The 17,093-nt window shown below is 57.2% G+C and carries 8 protein-coding genes; 5 read left to right on the plus strand and 3 right to left on the minus strand.

Annotated features, from left to right (window positions below; genetic code table 11):
* The first annotated feature begins 57 nt into the window (after positions 1-57).
* The 5 genes from QFX16_RS03605 to QFX16_RS03625 all read left to right on the plus strand — a co-directional run bounded on the left by QFX16_RS03605 (position 58) and on the right by QFX16_RS03625 (position 5,863).
* Positions 58-1,503 (plus strand): SulP family inorganic anion transporter, encoded by a 1,446-nt coding sequence (locus QFX16_RS03605; protein ID WP_283182864.1) that lies wholly within the window; start codon positions 58-60, stop codon positions 1,501-1,503.
* Between the two features lie 186 nt (positions 1,504-1,689).
* A complete protein-coding gene (locus tag QFX16_RS03610; protein WP_283182865.1) occupies positions 1,690-3,039 on the plus strand; it encodes a GntP family permease in 1,350 nt (449 codons plus the stop codon).
* Positions 3,040-3,054: 15 nt separating this feature from the next.
* Positions 3,055-3,915 (plus strand): MurR/RpiR family transcriptional regulator, encoded by an 861-nt coding sequence (locus tag QFX16_RS03615; protein WP_008149080.1) that lies wholly within the window; start codon positions 3,055-3,057, stop codon positions 3,913-3,915.
* A gap of 1 nt (position 3,916) precedes the next feature.
* On the plus strand, positions 3,917-5,374 hold the full coding sequence (locus tag QFX16_RS03620) for an N-acyl-D-amino-acid deacylase family protein (protein WP_283182866.1): 1,458 nt from the start codon (positions 3,917-3,919) through the stop codon (positions 5,372-5,374).
* Positions 5,375-5,494: 120 nt separating this feature from the next.
* Positions 5,495-5,863, plus strand: a complete 369-nt coding sequence (locus QFX16_RS03625) for a glyoxalase superfamily protein (protein WP_283182867.1) — start codon at positions 5,495-5,497, stop codon at positions 5,861-5,863.
* A 42-nt stretch (positions 5,864-5,905) separates the two neighbouring features.
* Here QFX16_RS03625 and QFX16_RS03630 read toward each other — a convergent pair whose 3' ends face one another.
* Genes QFX16_RS03630 through QFX16_RS03640 form a run of 3 tightly spaced genes read right to left on the minus strand, consistent with a single transcriptional unit; the run spans position 5,906 to position 17,093 of the window.
* A complete protein-coding gene (locus tag QFX16_RS03630; RefSeq protein ID WP_283182868.1) occupies positions 5,906-8,689 on the minus strand; it encodes an RHS repeat-associated core domain-containing protein in 2,784 nt (927 codons plus the stop codon).
* Complete coding sequence (locus QFX16_RS03635) at positions 8,686-13,227, minus strand: SpvB/TcaC N-terminal domain-containing protein (protein WP_283182869.1); 4,542 nt, start codon at positions 13,225-13,227, stop codon at positions 8,686-8,688. Before QFX16_RS03635 ends, QFX16_RS03630 begins: the two co-directional genes overlap by 4 nt.
* Entirely contained in the window at positions 13,224-17,093 is a 3,870-nt protein-coding gene (locus QFX16_RS03640) for a Tc toxin subunit A-related protein (RefSeq protein WP_283182870.1), read from the minus strand. The genes QFX16_RS03635 and QFX16_RS03640 overlap by 4 nt, the downstream gene beginning before the upstream one ends.

Genomic DNA, 17,093 nt, shown 5'->3' on the forward strand with positions numbered 1-17,093 from the left:
CGCCCTCAATTCCGTAACATCCGCCCCCTCTTTTCCCGCCTGTATTTTAGGTCAGCCATGAAACCCATACGTCTGCGCGCCGATGTCCTGGCCGGGCTCACCACGTCTTTCGCTCTTCTACCCGAATGCATCGCCTTCGCGCTGGTTGCTCACCTCAATCCATTGATGGGGCTTTACGGCGCTTTCATCATTTGCACCCTGACCGCGCTGTTCGGTGGACGGCCGGGCATGGTGTCCGGCGCCGCCGGGTCGATGGCGGTGGTGATCGTTGCGTTGGTGGTGCAGCACGGTGTGCAGTACTTGCTGGCCACCGTGCTGCTGGGTGGGTTGATCATGCTGGCGTTCGGGTTGCTGAAACTTGGCAAGCTGGTGCGCATGGTGCCGCACCCGGTGATGCTCGGCTTTGTCAACGGCCTGGCGATCATCATTGCCCTGGCGCAGCTGGAACACTTCAAGAGCGGTGACGTCTGGCTCAGCGGCACGCCGCTGTACCTGATGGCGGGGCTGGTTGCCGTGACGATGGCCATCGTTTACTTGCTGCCGCGCCTGACGCGCGCCGTGCCGCCGGCGCTGGTGGCGATTCTGAGTGTTGGTCTGGCGGTTTATCTGCTCGGTCTGCCGACCCGCACCTTGGGCGACATGGCGCACATCGCCGGCGGCTTGCCGACGTTTGCGCTGCCAGACATCCCCTGGAGCCTGGAAACCCTGTGCATCATCGCGCCCTACGCGATATTGATGGCGTTGGTCGGCTTGCTGGAAACCCTGCTGACCTTGAACCTGACCGACGAGATCACCGAGAGCCGTGGCTTCCCGGATCGTGAGTGCGTGGCGCTGGGTGCGGCCAATATGGTCTCCGGCGTATTGGGTGGCATGGGCGGCTGCGCCATGATCGGCCAGACGGTGATCAACCTCAGTTCCGGCGGTCGCGGTCGGCTGTCTGGTGTAGTGGCCGGGGTGATGATTTTGCTTTTCATATTGTTTTTGTCACCGTGGATCGAGCGTATCCCGCTGGCCGCATTGGTTGGGGTGATGTTTGTGGTGTCGCAGCAGACCTTCGCCTGGGCCTCGTTGCGGGTAGTGAACAAGGTGCCGCTGAACGACGTGTTGGTGATCATCGCGGTAACGGTCATTACGGTGTTCACCGATCTGGCCACCGCCGTGCTCTGCGGGATCATCATTGCGGCGCTCAACTTTGCCTGGCAGCAGGCCCGCGAGCTCTATGCCGACAGTCATCTTGAAGTCGACGGCAGCAAGCTCTACCACCTGCATGGCACGCTGTTCTTCGCCTCGACTACGCCTTTTCTCAACCAGTTCGACCCCGCCAACGACCCACCCGTAGTGACGATCGATTGTCGCCATCTGAGCTTCGTCGACTACTCGGCGATAGCCGCGCTAAAAATGCTGCGTGAACGCTACGCCAAGGCCGGCAAGCACCTGCGTGTGCTGCACTTGTCCGAACGCTGTAAGAAGCTGCTCAAGCGCGCCCGCGTGAATCACGACTAACGCCAATCCCGGCAGGTGTGATGAAAATCCACCTGCCTGATTTTCATTACCTACCACCTCCCATACCTCTGTGCGACAACCCTTATCCCTCCACGAAAATTACTTTCACCTCGTTTGAAAATCACACATCGAAATGTTTTATGAGTTTCACAACCCATTCGACGTGACCCTTTCGAGGAGTACCGCATGACACCGTCCTTCGGCTATTGGCTGCTGGTTTACGCCGCCATCGCCATCATCGCGCTGATCGTTCTGATCGCCCGTTTCCGGCTCAATCCGTTCATTGTTATCACCTTGGTATCCATCGGCCTGGCGCTGTTGGCGGGGATGCCGCCGTCGGGAGTGGTAGGGGCGTACGAGGCGGGTGTCGGCAAGACGCTGGGCCATATCGCGCTGGTGGTCGCACTGGGCACGATGCTCGGTAAGATGATGGCCGAGTCCGGCGGTGCCGAGCAAATGGCGCGAACGTTGATCGACAGCTTCGGTGAGAAAAATGCCCACTGGGCGATGGTCTGCATCGCTTTTCTTGTTGGACTGCCGCTGTTCTTCGAGGTCGGTTTTGTACTGCTGGTGCCGATCGCTTTCACCGTGGCGCGGCGCGTGGGCGTTTCTATTCTGATGGTCGGTTTGCCAATGGTCGCCGGGCTCTCGGTGGTTCACGCCCTGGTGCCGCCACACCCGGCGGCGATGCTGGCAGTGCAGGCCTATCAGGCCTCGGTGGGGCAGACCTTGCTCTACGCGATTCTGATCGGGATTCCGACCGCGATTATCGCCGGTCCGCTGTACGCCAAGTTCATCGTGCCGCGCATTCAACTGCCGGAAGATAACCCACTGGAGCGTCAGTTCCTTGAGCGTGAACCGCGCGACCGCCTGCCGGGTTTCGGCATCACCATGGCGACTATTCTGCTGCCGGTGGTGCTGATGCTGGTCGGTGGCTGGGCCAATCTGATTTCCACGCCGGGCAGCGGTTTCAATCAGTTTCTGTTGTTCATCGGCAATTCGGTAATTGCCTTGCTGCTGGCGACCTTGCTGAGCTTCTGGACGCTTGGCCTGGCCCAAGGCTTCAACCGCGAATCTATTCTGAAATTCACCAACGAGTGCCTGGCACCGACCGCCAGCATCACCTTGCTGGTGGGCGCGGGCGGTGGCTTGAACCGGATTCTGGTGGACGCTGGCGTCACCGATCAGATCGTCAGCCTGGCCCAGGTGTTCCACCTGTCGCCGCTGTTGATGGGCTGGCTGTTTGCTGCGTTGATGCGCATCGCCACCGGTTCTGCCACGGTGGCCATGACCACCGCGTCGGGCATCGTCGCGCCGGTGGCCATTGGTCTGGGTTATCCCCATCCGGAGCTGTTGGTGCTGGCGACGGGCGCGGGGTCGGTTATCTTTTCCCACGTCAATGACGGCGGCTTCTGGTTGATCAAGGAATACTTCAACATGACCGTCGCCCAGACCTTCAAGACCTGGACGGTGCTCGAGACCATTATCTCGGTCGTCGCCTTCGGTCTGACCGTTGGCCTTTCTTACCTGCTTTAGCCGGAGCCGCCCGCCATGGACATCCTCTACCAGATCCGCGCCCGTCAGGATTCCTTCAGCGCGGGCGAAGGACGCATCGCTCGGCTGATGCTCGACGACGTAGGATTTGCCTCCGCCGCCAGCCTCGATGAACTGGCGCTGAGAGCGGAAGTCAGCACCGCCACGCTCTCGCGTTTTGCTCGCACCGTCGGCTGCCGCGATTTGCGCGATCTGCGCCTGCAACTGGCCCAGGCCAGCGGCGTCGGCAGCCGTTTTTTGGACCCGGCGGGCACGCCCGAGCAGTCGGCGTTTTACGGGCAGATCGTTGGCGATATTGAATCGACCTTGCGCCAGCATCTGTCGGCCTTCGACGAATCACGTTTTGCCGATGCGGTGAAACTGCTGGGCAAGGCGCGGATGATTCACGCCTTCGGCATGGGCGGTTGCTCGACCTTGTGCAGCGATGAACTGCAAGTGCGGCTGGTGCGATTCGGCTACCCGATTGCGGTGTGCCACGACCCGGTGATGATGCGCGTTACCGCCGCCAGCCTTGATGCGGAACGCGCAGTCATTGCCTGTTCGCTGACAGGCATCACCCCCGAACTGCTCGAGGCCGTCGAGCTGGCGCGCAGTTACGGCGCACGAATACTCGCCATCACCCGGGCCGACTCGCCACTGGCGCAATTGGCTGATGTGCTGCTGCCGCTGCAAGGCGTCGAAACCTCCTTTATCTACAAACCCACGGCTGCGCGCTACGGCATGTTGCTGGCCATCGACGTACTCGCTACCGAGCTGGCGCTGGCCAATCCTGAAGACAATCAAGAGCGTCTGCGGCGGATCAAACTCGCCCTCGACGATTACCGCGGCGGCGACGATCATTTGCCGCTGGGAGACTGACATGATGTACGACACGCTGATTCGCAACGCCCTGATTATTGACGGCAGCAACGCGCCCGGTTATCCCGCCGACGTAGCGATTCTGAACGGCCGCATCGAGCGTATCGGCGACTTGCACGATGCCAGCGCCACCGAAGAAATCGACGCCGCCGGCCGCGTGTTGGCACCAGGTTTCATCGACGTGCACACCCACGACGATACCGTGGTGATCCGCCAGCCGCAGATGCTGCCCAAGCTCAGCCAGGGCGTGACCACCGTGATTGTCGGCAACTGCGGGATCAGCGCTTCGCCGGTGAGTTTGCGCGGCGATCCTCCCGACCCGATGAACCTGCTCGGCACCGCAGCAGCGTTCGTTTATCCGAGGTTCAGCGACTACCGCGCAGCCGTCGAAGCGGCGAACACCACGCTGAACGTGGCCGCACTGGTCGGCCACACGGCGCTTCGCAGCAACCACCTCGACGACCTGTTTCGCACCGCCACACCCGATGAAATCAGCGCGATGCGCGAGCAACTGCGCGACAGTCTTGAGGCCGGTGCGTTGGGCCTGTCCACGGGGCTTGCCTATGCCAACGCCTTCTCGGCTTCCACCGACGAAGTCATGCAACTGACTGAAGAGCTGACCGCCTTCGGCGCGGTCTACACCACCCATTTGCGCAGCGAATTCGAGCCGGTGCTGGAGGCCATGGACGAGGCGTTCCAGATCGGCCGTCATGCAAAATCGCCCGTGATCATTTCCCACCTCAAATGCGCCGGCGCCGGTAACTGGGGACGCAGTCCGCAACTGCTAGCGTCCCTCGAACACGCGGCGAAAACCCACCCGGTGGGCTGCGACTGTTATCCCTACGCGGCGAGTTCATCGACGCTGGACCTCAAGCAAGTCACCGACGCTCATCGCATCACCATCACCTGGTCAACGCCGCACCCTGAAGTGGGTGGCCGTGACCTGATGGACATCGCCGCCGAGTGGGGCGTGCCGCTGCTTGACGCCGCTCGACGCCTGCAACCGGCCGGCGCGGTGTATTACGGAATGGACGAGGCGGACGTACGAAGAATCCTCGCGCATCCGCTGTCGATGGTCGGCTCTGACGGATTGCCGGAAGACCCGTTTCCCCATCCGCGCTTGTGGGGCGCATTCCCACGCGTGCTCGGACATTTCAGTCGCGATGTAGGGCTGTTTCCGCTGCACACCGCCGTACACAAGATGACCGGGTTGTCGGCGGCGCGATTTGGCTTGAAGGAGCGGGGCGAAATCCGTGAAGGACATTGGGCGGATCTGGTGTTGTTCAATCCTGTGACGATTCGCGATGTGGCGGATTTCAATGATCCGCAACGGGCGGCGGAAGGTATCGATGGGGTTTGGGTCAACGGTGTCTTGAGTTACAGCGAAGGCCAGGCAAATGGAAGAAGAGAAGGGCGGTTTCTGGCGCGGCAAGGGGACTTGCGTGACGGATTCCAGTAGACATTCCGAGTGTTGCGTCACAGTGATGGCACATTGAGACTAAAGAAAGCCATCGCCAAGCCGAAGCGCTGACATCTCGCCCAGCTACACTCTGGGCCTTATCAGTCTGGGAGCAACTCCATGAGCTTCGGCAAAACCACCCCGATCCTGCGAATTTTCGATGAAATCAAGGCCGTGGAGTTCTACGTCGACTTCCTGGGATTCAAGATCGACTGGCAGCATCGCTTCGAGCCCAACTTTCCGTTGTACCTGCAAGTTTCCCGTGGTGAGTGCGTGCTGCATCTGTCCGAACATCACGGCGACAGCACACCGGGCTCGGCGTTGCGGATCGAGACCGATGAGCTTGAGGCATTTCAGCAGCAATTGCTGGCCAAGGAATACCGCTTCGCCCACCCACAGATTCAGGCCATGCCCTGGGGGAGCCAGGACATGGCCATCAGCGATCCGTTCGGCAATCGGTTGGTGTTTACCAGTGCGATCAGTGTTTGAGCGAGGACTGTTTTGCGTTAGCGACTTCTGTGCCAAAGACAGTCAATGCTCAGTACCCCTGATGTGCAGGACATGAGCATTGAACGATTGATAGTCTCTAATACTGCGCCCGGTCGGGATATTGATGCCTTGAGGAATGATGCCGCTGCAATTGTGACAGGCAGGAAATGCCTCGGGGGCGCTACCTCTCATTAAGGTATCCGTGAACAGGTGTAAGTCAGTAAGCAACCTTTCAGCACGGTTTGGATAGAGTGCTACTACCGAGTTCAAGAGCCTGACTTCTGAGTGAGCCCCTGGACCGCCAGCTCTTATCGGAATGATTCCGTCGCTGTGCTCGATATGCGTTGCGATAAGGTCTCGCGTATCCGGTTGTAGTTCATGGCTTTGACTGATAGTCCTGCTCAGGGTTGGCTCAGCTATCAGTTCAGCTTCGGTGAAGCTTTTTTTATGTAGCGGGTCGTCTTTCGCTGCGCTGTATCGCGTGGATAAATCCGTCAAGTACTCGGCAGCATCATTGATTTTGTAACTTCCGAAGTTCAGGTAGAACTCGGTGCTCGTAGCGCTGCCCTCATAGCCCGCGTCTACACCTTTATAGTCAGTCGGGCCTTTTTTGGGCGCTGCGATGTTGAAAAAGTCCATAAATGTTTGCTCATGCACTGGGTTTACCGCATAGGAATGAGCAACAAGATGATCCTTCAGCACGCCTTTGGTGAATTTGTAGTCCGGGTTCGTTCCGATATGTTTCTTGCGGAAACTCTCCCGCTTCGCCGGTGTTGCGCCGGGATACTCGTGAAAGGCTGATGACATGATCTGTTGTGATCTGGCTCTGCCCAGAGCCTCATAACTCTTGACGATATCGTCTTTCCCCAGGCCTTGGTGATCGACGAATCTCACCGGGTTATTCCCGACCATGCAATACAGATTCAACCCGTCTACCGGACCTGCCGGATCGGGACTGACCCAGCGCTGTAACCATGGCGCGTAATACCGTTGGCCGTAGTAATACAACCCACTGGCATCGCGCTCCTTGCCTGAGTAGCGAATGGTTCTGTACTTCGCTTCCAGTACTGTACGGGCAGCCCTCCAGGCCGTGCCGCCATAGGGGTAATAACCTTCCTCGCTGATCAGGTTGCCTTCGGCGTCCAGCTCCATTGTATTGGAGCCCAGGTGGTCATCGAAGCTGTAACGCAAAGCGTCATTGGTGATAGCCAAGGGAGTTCCCAGGCTCCAATGCAGACAACGCACACTGCAGCGCCCTGCTTGCACAGTGATGACATCGAGTGTCTGCGCAGTGCTTTCACGGATTTCCAGGCCCGGCAAATAGGTGACGTCATTGCTGTGGAGGAGCGCGTGTGCCTTTTGGGTTTGTCGTTTGCGAACGCGTTGACCGTTGCCGTCGTAGAGGTAGCTTTCCGTATCCGCTGCTTGCTCTGTGCGTTCGACCAGTGTCACGCGTTGTAATTGGTTGCGTGCGTTCCACTCCATAGGTTGCCCGGCGTGCAGCAGTTGTAGATTGCCGTTGGTGTCGAATCCCTTTTCAAAGTCGGGTGTCGGATCGCCCGTTGTCCATAACAGCCCGCGATTGCTGTCAGGGGCGATGCTCATCTCACGGGTGTAATTATTTCCCGCGCGCTGATGTTGCAGCTTGATCAGATTTGCGCGCTCATCATAGGTGTAGCGCTGAGTGAAGTTGAGTAGACGGCTCTGGTCACCCGGTCTCGACAACCAATCGGGGAGCGATGCGTGAATGCGGGCTCCCTGCTCTTCACGACCCGAAGCCTGGGTCAACTGATAGAGGCTGTCGTAGACATAAGTGCTGACCGGTTGTATGCGTTGGTTGGCGTTGTGCTGTTCGGGTTTGGTGTGATCCTCGACGTTCAACACATTGCCGACAGCGTCATAGGCGTAGTGCAGCTCTTGGAGAACCCTTCCTTCTCGCGATGTTTTCAGTTGGTTCATGCGGCCATTTTCAGGCGTGTAAAGCGCTGCACTGGTGATCTTTCCACCCAGGGTCTGCGATTCGATCTGACCCCGGGCGTTGTAGCTGACCTGATCGAGAATAAGCCTGCGTTCGATGGCACCATTGAGTTGCAGGGTGACTTGTTTGAGCTGTCCGGCGATATCGAACCAGAAGCATTGCGTGTGCCCTTTGGCATCTTCTTGTTCGAGGATCTCGCCAGTGGGTGCGTACTGCCAGTGGGTGGTGTACTCGGTGTCGTTTTTTAGCAGAACATCACGTTTGCCGAGTTCTTCCGGCCAGTCCGCTGTTTGTTGATCTTTCAGGAACTGTCGCGTTTCGCTGAGCAACTTTCCCGTCAGGTCATACTCGGATAAAAGCAGTTTGCCTGCCGGATCATCATGGCGAATCAACCGACCGCACTGGTTCGTTTTCGCATAGTCGGTTGAGTTGTCTGCATAAGTAAAACGCTCGATGGCCCGGAGGGTTTTTCCGGCGGGTTCTTCGTAAATCACCGTTGGGCGCAACTGATTGTCATGGTGCGTCTGCCAATGGTTACCGCGAGAGTCCCACTTTTGCGCCGCCTGTCCCGCTTCGCCGAAGAAGGTCAGGCGCCAGCCTGCATCTATGCTTTGGGTCAGTAACAAAGCTCCCGACAGACTGCTGAACTGCTTTGAGTCAGCTGTTGTTACGCTGGCGCTGCTGCGTTGTTCAACGACCTGACCATTGATTTCATGTACGTAACGAGCAATACGGGCCTGAGGTTGTGCGATGGATTCATTGCACAGGTAGGTGACTTCGCGGACCCGAAAGCCACGGCCGTCGACGACGTTCAGTGTCGGGGTGTGATGATGAATGTTGGTACTCATACTTCGCCTCCATGCGTAGTTGAATCATTGAGCGATGTGTCGGGCCGGGTGTCGTTCTCGTCCTCGGTGATGGAATACCAGGAGTGGTAGGTGTACCGACGCTCGTCGCCCTTGGCATTGATGACGCGAATGAGTCGGCCCAGTGGGTCATGGAAATGCTGATCGCAAAGCCCTGACTGACGTAGGGACTCATCGTTGATGTACCGATGCCGGTCACTGAAGTAGGGTCGATAGGTACGAATGACCAGGCCTTTATTGTCGTATTCGATACGCTCGCTGACACGCCAGCGAAGATCGACTTTGCGTTCTAGCGGTTTGTCATTCAACCGCGTCAGTGTGCCGCCTTCATTGACGATCCAGGCCATTCCCGACTCGACTTTTTGTTTGCTTTGTAACTGCCGGCCAAAACCATCCCAGCAAACGACGGCGATGCGGGTTTGTCTTTCAGAGTCGCTGTGGAATCGGTCTGCCTGCATCGTGGCGCAGTGCACCGGTTCGCGCTCCACGCGTTCTATCAGCGTCTGGAGTGTTTGCTCGTAAGGTGTTTTGGTACTGAGGTCGGCCAGGCGAGTACGGGCGCTGGCGCGGACATGCCCGCTGGGCAACAGATCGCCTTGTGCAACGGCTTGCTTGCGCCACTCCTGCTCTTGCGTGGTGGTGGCCGCAATATGTCCCATCCAACTGAGCGGAGAGTAAAAGTAGGCGCTGGCGACATTCTGGATTGCCCTGCCGGGATTTTCGATGGCGATGTCGGGCCGCTCATCGTAATGGCGGGTATAGGTGGCAATGGGATGGAAGCCGATATCCTCACCAGAGATGCTTTTGTGGTAACTGACGGCTTGAACTTGTCCGGCTACATCGTACAACGCTTCCTGGACATTACCGTTGGGGTCGGTGATCTGTTTTGGCTGGAGTGTTCGGTAGTCAATATTTGATGCTGTGGTGGTGCAGTTGTCCGGTAGTTTGACAGTGGTGGTCAGGCAGTAATAAGAGTCGTAGGTGATAGCCGTTGGGCCATGCTGTTGGCTTTCCTTGAATGTCAGCGCCCTGAAAAAACCGTCCACTTTTGCATATGTGGTGAAACCGCGTCGTACTGACCAGAGGTTGCCCTGTTTATCCCACTCCTTGTCGGCGGCTAAAGCGATGGGCATTTTTTTGTAGCCACTGTCCTGAAGTTTTTTCGTCATATCAAAAGACGCGTTGCCCGATTGAAGTTTGAGCACGTCGTAGGCCTTCAACGCCAGCTCATTGAGTTCGGCTGCTTCCAGGTGATCAACCAAGGCTTCGACGCTGGCCTGGCCATCAGCGAAGGTGTCGCTTGCGTCTGGTTTTCTGTAACGCTGTAAAGACAGGCCGGTCATGACCCGCCTGGTTTTCCAGGTCGCTGAATTGCTCAGTTCAAGTATGTTTTCATAGTTGATGGCTTTGGGGTCCAGGCCTCCGGTCGAGGGTGCCTTGGGCAACCTCAACGCGTTGGTGCGTTGCAGGTAACGCAGGCCCAGGTGCCTGCCCTGCTTGTTGACGTTGATGAATTGAGCTTTTGTTTCGTTCAGGTAGTAATACTGCTGGTCCTCGTCATGGGCATCGCCCCACCATTTGTTTTGCCAGGTATCCGTGAAAGGGGGGGAATCGGTAGCCGTTTTACGCCGTGCGTAACTGATCTCCAGGCTGTGGGTGAGGTGACCGTATGAGTCCCATTCCAGATTTAGCGTGTGGGTGCAGCGAGGATCATCAGGAATGCGCTCGTACTGATAGTTAATGGATTCCACGACCGCGGGATGCACGATTGAATAGGGACTGTGTTTCCCCAGGCCTCTGAACTCACGTATCAGGTACCGATGTTGTTGCACCGAGTAAGGGTGCTTTGCTTTCGGGTCCTGGTCCTGACCGTACGTTTCTACCCGCAAAGTGTGGCCGCTCAACGCTCGAGCGAACTCACGCATTCGGGCCTGCCTGTGACGGACGGCGTCAACGACCGACGTGTGTTCGGCTGACCCCCAGCTTTCTCCCATCACGAGAGCTGTTGCCTTCAGGTCTACGGCTGTCGTATCGCTACGGTTGTAACCAAGGTTGGACGGGTCTACCTCTTCACCGGTGTGGAACCAGGTCTTGGTCAGTGTCGCTGAGGTGTGAGGACTGTTCTCTGTGCTGCCACGGCTGGTTGGGCTATCGGTTTGCTGGAGCAGGCCGAAACCCCGGAACTCTCGTTCGGTGCTGTCGTAGAAGCCACGTCGATATTTGAACCGCTGGGTCAGCCGATTGCCGGTGATTTCGTCGTGCTGGGTCTGTTGTTTGACCAGGAACAGAGGAAATGGCAAACGTGAGATCGCTGGTTTTTTGTTCTTGAGTAACTGCTTTTTTTCGTCCAGCCACTCTTGTGCAGAACTGCGATAGCTGACGCTGCCGCTAGCGCCCATGTTGTTGTTGGTCGACTTGAGCAAGTAGGGTTTGGTGTCAATGAAGTCATAGCGCCAATGCCGGTTTTCCTCTCCGGGTACGCTGAAAACCAGACTGGAGCAGCCAACCCCCTGCAGGTCTGCGGCGCTGACCTTGCAAAGCCGGTCATGGCGCAGGCCTTCGGGCCAGGGTAAGTCGACCGCAGGCCCCAGTTTGTTGCCGCCGTGGTTCATGAAAATGCGCGCGCAATCAGGTTGCAGATAAATAAGGTCAGCGGCCCCCGAGCCGTCCAGGTCGGCCAGCAGGACGCGTGATGCATCGAATTGCTCGTATGAGAAATCCAGGGTGGCGATCACCCGCCCCTTCCCGAAGCGTCCATGGCCCAGGTTGGGCCAGCATTTCACCTCGTTGTGACGAATACGGATCAGGTGCTGTTGGCCACTGCCCAGAAGATCGCTGAAGGCCACCAGTTCACCGGGTGAGTTGCCGGGCTGCGGCAGATCATCTTCATCGGTGTGGCGTGACACCTCGGTTGCGGGGGCGAAGCCAGTTTTGTTCTGGTTGGCGTACAGGCGCACACTGCGCGGTCCGATCATGATCAGATCGCTGCGCCCGGCCCCCATCAGACTGGCCAATTGTCCTTGAGGATGGAAAATCTCGGTCGGAACAGCGGTGAATGAGGTGAAATTCGACCAATCTCCTTCCGAACTCAGCGTGAAGAAACCGCTGAACTCGGGGTGTGCCACGACCCAGTCCGGACGGCCGTCACCGCTGAGGTCACCGAGAAATTGTCGAGGAGATTTTCGGCTGTCGGCCAGCGGGATTCGTGGCAGCTCGCGCCATGGTGCGTACATGACGTGATCTCCTGCGTTGTCGTCCCGCAAAGGCTGGCTGTAGCGCCAGCTTTTGTCTGTTCGATGAAGAATGCCCGGCAGTCCTTCTCCCAGTAGATCGACGAACTGAAACCGCTCCTGGTGATTGAGCCTGGCCAGCGCCTCGAAGGGTTTGAAGTGGCGAGCCTGAGGCTTGAGCGTGAAACCGGTGTAGGTGAACTCAAGTGGAGGTTGGTATTCATTGGTATTGTCGCCAAAGGCTTGGTTCAACGCTGCGCTCAGGCAGTTATAGGATAGAGCGCCGGTTTGATACTGGAGCAGGAGGCGGCGCACCAGTATTGGTTCGCGGCCCATCGATGTTTCATCCGGGAAGTAATGAAACATCAGAATCTGTTGGCACAAGCGTTGAGTGCCCAATCCAAAACCGTAGGCGAACTCCGAGAACGGATCACTGCGTACAGAGCACGGCAGCGTCCCTTCGTACCCAGGCGTGTCTTCCAGGCTAACGCTGCGTTCGCCATAGTCGAAACACAGCTCGAAATGCCATTTTTTATCGTTGAGGCCATCGACTTTGCACAGGTACAACTGTGAGTCAGCGTGGAAGTTGCCATAGCGCACGCGGCTCAGGTAGCGCTGGGCGCGGTAATCGGCGGAGCTCTGAGTAGCGGCCTCATCAGCGGTGTACTCATAAAGAATATGCTCGCCATGAGCATTCATGCTTTCTTCGAGCAACCACTCGCCTACCCGTACTGATGCGTCGGGATCTGCGCGATGTGCCGACGGTGTTTTTCCGTACAGGTGTTGGCTGCCGTCGGCGCCGTGTATCAGCCAGAAGCCCGGTTTGTTTGTGGCGCAGGACCAATGCTCGATCAAATCGAAGGCGACTTCGATCCGAGGTCGATAACGCACGACAGCATGTTGCACCAGCTGTTTGCCGTCGCTGCACATCTTGTGGCTGGATTTGATTGCGCCTGTTGTTCTGTCCCGCTCAGGCATCCAGACCTCACCACCGGGGCCGACGAACAAATCATCGTGGGTGTAGGCCGGGACGCCCAGACGGGTGTGTCGTGTAACGGTAGGCAGGGACAATTTCCAGCCGAGGCCGAAAATACCGTTGCCTTGAGCACTGCTGTAGTTCAGGGCCAGAGCAGGGGCATATCCGCGACCCGGTGAAACAGGCAGCGGGATCTCACTGGAAGCCGCACCGCTGGAGCCTACCGGGCCTAAGCCATTACCAATGCTTTGAATCGCCCCGCCGCCCTTGGGCAGGGCCGGAAGATCGACAGGTATGGAGGTTTGTTCGCTCATCGGGCACCCCCATCAGCCTTGGCGGTGTACTGCACCTGCACGATGATATCGGTGAGCGATTCGAGCATGGCTTTCTGAGCGGTGTGATTAGGGAACGACAGCTTCCATTTTGAAATTGCGCCGGTGTACTCGAAGGGTAGATAGCGTTCGTCCTGAAAGTTCAACGTGAACAGACCGCTGTCGTCGATACCGGTCGAAAGGGCTATTTGCTGACTGGCTCGTCGGCTACTCATCTTGCTGCCGTTGGGCATGACAACATCGCTGCTGGTCTGGGTCAGGGTAGCGCGGATATCCTCATAAGGGCCCAGGATCGCCGGCAGGGAGATGCTGATGCTCTTGATGCGGCGCAGGCAGTGCCCTGGGTAGTCATTGTCAAACAGGGGCTGGGTCAGTTCGAATTCACATGAGCCATTACTTATAAGACCTGACTTGAGGCCTGTGACCGAAGGTCTCCCACCCTCCACGGGCGTATCGTTCCAGGGCTTATTGATGGATGCAGGGGCCTTGTCCTTGTCTTTGAGCAGGCGTAACGACACGGTCTTGCGAATTTCCAGCTCGCGCTCATGACCCAAAAGGTAGGCGCTCTTCATCTTCAGCAAGCCCAGCTTCATCGACTCCCCAGGGCCGAGTCCGCGATAGGTACTGTTCCAGCCCTGAGGCTGGAAGAACGGCTGTGTCGAATACTCGGCCATCTCGTAGCGCCAACACGACTCGGTGAGTTGGCACAGCGACAAGGCTTCGTCATACGCTTGGTAATAGAAGATGGACAGCTGGCCAGTGAACCACTGGTAAAGCTGCGAGCTGGTAAAGCGCTTGCTGAGGAAGTCGTAGGTGGTTCTGGCTTGGTTGAGTGCCGTTTGAGTCTGTCGCAACAGCAGCAGAGAGGCTGTCTCCCGTTCGGCTTCAAGTGCCAGTTGTGCATCGAGTTGTGCGATTTCGAGTTTTGCCTGATCGCGAGCGAGCGTCCACTCCTGATGGCGACGACGGTATTGCTCAGCACGTTCGAGGGATTCGCCAGCGCCATGAGCAGCTGCTGCCGCGCCTTGAGCTCCGGCCATGACCGCAAAGGGCACCCCCTCGACGCGATGACCGCCGTCAGCCAAGCCAAAAATGTTGGGGAGGACCTTCAGGCCGTGGCCGGCCACCTGGGCAGCGTAGGCAGAGGCTTCAGCAATACGCCCTGTGAGGTGCAATGTGGCGGCGGCGACTTCTCCAGGGTTGACCACCTCATTGACCAGTTGACTGTAATAATCCACACGCCCCTCGACAATGGCTTTACTGGCAAGCAAGGCCTCCTTGTTCTTTTGGTCGATCTTCAACGCCTGGGTTTGTAGGTCGACGGTAATGTTTGCCAAATCCCAGAGGTGTTGCTGCTGAATTTCCTGATAGATGGCTTGCTCGGTACGCTCGATGAATGACAACAGCGATGTACCGAACTGAATCACGGTATCTACCGCGCTTATGGCATGGGCATGCAGGGTGCTGAAGCGGTAGGGCGGGATATCCAGACTTGGGCGTCGGTCAATGCCGGGTTCTGCCGCACGCTGAGGATTGGAGCGCAGTAAGTCGCCTGGTGCAGCGGGCGCCGTGAAGAGGGAGAGACTCAGTGGCTTGCCGACAATGTCGAGATTATGTCTAAGGTTGTGCAAGCGACTTTCCAGCTTTTCCCAGCGCGAGATCAGCACCGGGTTGAACGGTAGACGCAAGTGTGGCGTGTCAATCGCGTGTACCGAGGGGGGCGGTGCATACGGACGCACGCACACCTCGGGCGCAACGTTGGAGGAGGTTGTTGTCGGTTGATTTTTTTTCTTTATGCCAAGCTCATTCTCAAAAGCGCGCAGTGTGCTGTTGGTCTCGTCACTGAATTTTTGCAGTGTGACGGTAGACCAGAGGTCGGTTTGTCTTAGATCCGGGCGAGGGCCCAGCAGGTCCAGTGCGCGGATGTACCAGAGCTTGGCTTCCGCCAGCCCATCGGAGGTCAACGTGCGGTATGCCGTGTCACCGCGATTGGCCAGGATATCAATGTAGAGCATGTACAAGGCTTTGCGAAAGTGCACGGGATAACTAAGGGCAATCTGATGCGGGTCTTGTGGGCCCTGGATGGCGTAGCTGGGTTGGCCGGGGGCTGGAGTGGCGCTGATCAATGGCACGGCATTCCAATAGTCGGGGTTGCCTTCATTGATTTTTTTGCGGCCAGGGTTGAACACGTATTGCAACCAGCGTTCGGCCTCACCGTATTGGCGCTCCAGGTTAAAGCGGTGTGCCACCAGCCATGGAAGATAAAGGAACAACTCTACAAAGTAGCGACCATAGGCGCCGTAGAAATCCATTTTCTCAGGCGTACCGGTTGCTTCAAAAGAAGGCTCCTGCAGGTGCTGAGTCTCCCAGCTCAGCAGTTTGTCCATGCCCGTTTCGGCGCGCTCGATCAGATGCCTGGCGAAGGTGATGTTCATTCGGATGGGAGTGCGATCTTTGGTTACCGAGCCGTCACTTTTTTCTATTGCGGACTTTGCAAAGTCAATAAATTCTGTCGTGCCTGAATTATCGGCCAGGCGAAAGTCAAATCGAGGGGCTTTAAGTTTGTCGCTGTCCGCGTTTATTCGGCTGAACTGGAGTGTTCTTTTGTTTGCCTTATTCCACTCGCTGGCAGCCGTGAAAGGAATACCCGAATGAAGAAGCTTATGCATTATTGCTATGGCAAGTTCTTCAGTGTTGGATCGTGTAGGACTCGTTGTGATATTCGAGTCTCTATCGATATCCATCGATAGTTGGAACTGCGGCGCAATATCTGACCTGGGGAGCTGGTCGTTTACATACAGGCCAATGTGCAATGAATGCGTTGAGTGATGCTCGTCATTGAGGGCAATGGTGTGTGTGTCCAGCTTGATATCGGCCAGGTTCTTACCGTGAAACAATGCACGTGAAGCGTAACCCTGTAGACAGGTCTGCGGGGTGCTCCAGCTCTCATCATATTTTTTGTAGCACAGGTTCAAACGAAACAGCGGATTGGTTTCAGGTCTTTCTGTGCTGGCTTCTGCCGTCTTGGTGACCGCCGTACCATCCTGAAAGATGCACTCGGCCCAGATCACGTACAGACGATTGTTGAACATGACCGGGCGAATGGTATGTTCGATGGCGCTTTCGGAAATCGGCAGGTTGGCGCGTTTCCAGTCCGACCAGGCCTCTGGCTCGGGGGCATCGTACTTGGCGGACGCCACAGAGTTTCCCATATGGGGACGCTTGGCCATGTCCAGCGAGCGCCAATAGTAAGTATTCGCGGCGCGGGATTTGGCAATGAAGTAATAGGTGCTGTTGGCGAAATCGTTTCCGTCGATGTAACCATTGAGTATGGTCAGGTTGGCAACTTCTTCGAGTCTTGTCAGGTAGGCCAGGACGGCCGTCTGAACGGACTCGGAGGTGAGTTGGTTCTGGTTGATGTCGTTTTCCAGTTGCTGAAAACTGTCGGTCCTGGTCTTGCGAAGGGTCGGGTCCAGATAGACCGCAGGGAAATAATGCAACTGCTGGTTGGCCGCCCAGGTCGGATAGTGATGCATCACGGTACGCCAGGTCTCGATCTGGTCGGCCGGGATATTCGCCGTGTGATACCCGGGCTCCATGTTGGCCAGAATGCTGTTGATGTATTGCTGCAGGCTGGCAATGGCGCAAGCCACCGGGCTGGTGGGTACGTCCTGGCTGACCAGCACATCGAGAAGCCAGTAGTGGTAGAGGTCGTTAGGCGTCTTGAGATGTTCGGCGATCTTCAGCGACTTCAACATCTCGTCTTCAGGCACGATCGCTGACAGATAGAGTGCGAGCTGAGCATCACGCAAACTTTCATTAAGTTGCTTTTCAATGGTGATAGACAT

Origin of the sequence: Pseudomonas svalbardensis (genome assembly GCF_030053115.1) — a bacterium.
GTDB lineage: Bacteria > Pseudomonadota > Gammaproteobacteria > Pseudomonadales > Pseudomonadaceae > Aquipseudomonas > Aquipseudomonas svalbardensis.

Coding starts and splice junctions, on each gene's coding strand:
- QFX16_RS03605 (WP_283182864.1), top strand. CDS start 58: ATGAAACCCATACGTCTGCGCGCCGATGTCCTGGCCGGGCTCACCACG.
- QFX16_RS03610 (WP_283182865.1), top strand. CDS start 1,690: ATGACACCGTCCTTCGGCTATTGGCTGCTGGTTTACGCCGCCATCGCC.
- QFX16_RS03615 (WP_008149080.1), top strand. CDS start 3,055: ATGGACATCCTCTACCAGATCCGCGCCCGTCAGGATTCCTTCAGCGCG.
- QFX16_RS03620 (WP_283182866.1), top strand. CDS start 3,917: ATGATGTACGACACGCTGATTCGCAACGCCCTGATTATTGACGGCAGC.
- QFX16_RS03625 (WP_283182867.1), top strand. CDS start 5,495: ATGAGCTTCGGCAAAACCACCCCGATCCTGCGAATTTTCGATGAAATC.
- QFX16_RS03630 (WP_283182868.1), bottom strand. CDS start 8,689: ATGAGTACCAACATTCATCATCACACCCCGACACTGAACGTCGTCGAC.
- QFX16_RS03635 (WP_283182869.1), bottom strand. CDS start 13,227: ATGAGCGAACAAACCTCCATACCTGTCGATCTTCCGGCCCTGCCCAAG.
- QFX16_RS03640 (WP_283182870.1), bottom strand. CDS start 17,093: ATGTCTATCACCATTGAAAAGCAACTTAATGAAAGTTTGCGTGATGCT.